The sequence below is a fragment of the Streptomyces sp. NPDC046915 genome (assembly GCF_040644935.1).
Taxonomy (GTDB): Bacteria; Actinomycetota; Actinomycetes; order Streptomycetales; family Streptomycetaceae; genus Streptomyces.
In genome coordinates this window covers 1-1,734 of sequence record NZ_JBEYXB010000067.1, presented here as the reverse complement: position 1 = coordinate 1,734, position 1,734 = coordinate 1, and the positions used below count along the sequence as shown (strand labels likewise).

General features: G+C 67.5%; 3 protein-coding genes and 1 pseudogene. 1 reads left to right on the top strand and 3 read right to left on the bottom strand.

The genetic code is table 11. From position 1 onward, the window contains the following. The coding region (locus tag ABZ915_RS48735; RefSeq protein WP_361817937.1) for a transposase at window positions 1-155 on the top strand (155 nt) is incomplete at its 5' end. 9 nt (window positions 156-164) lie between these two features. On the opposite strand, the gene ABZ915_RS48730 is transcribed toward ABZ915_RS48735, so the two are convergent. The 3 genes and pseudogenes from ABZ915_RS48730 to ABZ915_RS48720 all read right to left on the bottom strand — a co-directional run bounded on the left by ABZ915_RS48730 (window position 165) and on the right by ABZ915_RS48720 (window position 1,555). After that, a complete protein-coding gene (locus tag ABZ915_RS48730; RefSeq protein ID WP_361817934.1) occupies window positions 165-647 on the bottom strand; it encodes a hypothetical protein in 483 nt (160 codons plus the stop codon). A gap of 274 nt (window positions 648-921) precedes the next feature. Continuing rightward, a pseudogene (locus tag ABZ915_RS48725) lies at window positions 922-1,163 on the bottom strand (IS5/IS1182 family transposase); the annotation flags it as partial. Between the two features lie 236 nt (window positions 1,164-1,399). Continuing rightward, window positions 1,400-1,555, bottom strand: coding sequence for a DUF6131 family protein (locus tag ABZ915_RS48720; protein WP_361817931.1), 156 nt, complete (start codon window positions 1,553-1,555; stop codon window positions 1,400-1,402). Between the last annotated feature and the right edge of the window lie 179 nt (window positions 1,556-1,734).

The window sequence follows — 1,734 nt, the reverse complement described above, 5'->3', positions numbered from 1 at the left end:
ACCGGCAGATCTACCGCCGACGCAACATCGTCGAACGCTGCTTCAACCAGCTCAAAGGCTTCCGTGGCATCGCCACCAGATACGACAAGACCGCCGCCTCCTACGAGTCAGCGGTCAGTCTCGCGTCATTTCTGCTTTGGGCAAGATCCGTTTGAAGACGGACCCTAGTCCCCGACCGGCCGGCCTCCGCCTGAGCAGCCGGTCCCCGCCCGAGCGACCGGTCCGCGCGTGGCCGACCAGCAGAACCGGCCGGCCAGCGCGCCCGCCAGCAGGGGGGCGTCCAGGGCCCAGAAGCCGAGGAACCCCATCCCGAGAACGGCGAAAGCGGGGTCGGAATGGACATCGGGGTCCCCGAGAGCGGCGAAGTCGAAGACCCAGACAGCGGGGCCCAGGACGGCGCACGCCGCCAGCAACGACCAGGAGCGAGCACGTCCGAGGGTCGCCCCCAGCAGCAGGGAGGCCACAACGCCGCAGGCCACCATGGACAACACGACGGACACGCCACTCAGGTCCTCCTCGACGCCGGCGGCGGCCGGAAGCCATGGACTGATGCCGATCGCCACCGCCCACAGCGCGGGTGCCGCCAAGTGCCGGGCCGGGGCCCGCCCCCCTGCTGTCTCCTCCGAACGCACTGGTCCGCCTTCCATCGCCTCTCCTCCTGGGACCGGCCGACCAGCATGCTCTCACCAATTTTGAACGCGTTCAACTCCTTGGTCGAGCCGCCATGTATGGGGCTGGGGCCAGGTGAGTGGAGGCGCGGGTTCCCACTGCCTCACCGGGCCCCAGTTTGGGGCGCCACCGAGGGTCGCCGACTAGGGCCTGTCCCGAGGGCCTGGGGCGACCGGCCCCGCCTCGTGCTGATGGGAGTGCCAAGGCCCACGACCACGACAAGATCCGCCGGCTAGCTAGGAAGTGTCCGGCTTTGCGCTCGTAGCGACGGTGAATGCGACGGCGCCCGGCCAGCCAGGCCACCGTCCGCTCCACGGTCCAACGGTGGCGGCCCAGCCGCTGCGGGGACTCAATTCCCTTGCGCGCGAGCGCGGGACGATGTTCCGGCCGCGGAGCCACCGTCGCAGGTAGTCGTAGTCGTACCCCTTGTCCGCGTGGAGCATGGCAGGCCGCCGCCGGCGCGGTCCACGGCAAGAGCGGATCGGCGGGATTGAGGTTCCCCCGCAGTGCGGGAGTGGCTGACTAGCTGGTCAGAGCGGGTTGACGTGGTTTCAGGTTCACTTGTTCGGTCGCTGCCTGGTCGGCGTAATGCTTCGGTGCTACGGGCGCGCTTTCTGATTCCAGCGTGCGTGGCGGGGTGGCAAGCACGCCCTCGATGCTCTGGAGGTGTGATCACGTTGGGCCTTGACCGTAAGCCCGGATCACTTCCCTTCTCGGGGCCTGACTGCGATTACCAGTAGTGGTGTCGACCGGCGACGGCGTGTCCCATCGTGCCGAGGGCCCACAGGATGGCTCCGACGACCGCCAGGATGATCCCGATGGTCCACAGGATGGATATCCCGGTGACGAAGCCGATGACGAGCAGAATGATGCCCAGGATGATCATGGTTTCTCCTTTGGGGAGCAGTGCCGGCCCCTGCGAACTACGCAGGAGTGCATGGAGGTTGGGGCGGGAGCGGTCAGACTTCTCCTTAGAGGTCCTAACAAAGGCGTTGGACGTGGCGGTGGGTGATCAGGCAGGTGGCGAGGCCGAGGAAGGCTTCGTGAATGTCGTCGCGTCGTTCC

What these genes read in the sequence shown, in the direction of transcription:
- ABZ915_RS48720 (WP_361817931.1), bottom strand. Translation starts at nt 1,555, where the DNA reads ATGATCATCCTGGGCATCATTCTGCTCGTCATCGGCTTCGTCACCGGG.
- ABZ915_RS48730 (WP_361817934.1), bottom strand. Translation starts at nt 647, where the DNA reads ATGGAAGGCGGACCAGTGCGTTCGGAGGAGACAGCAGGGGGGCGGGCC.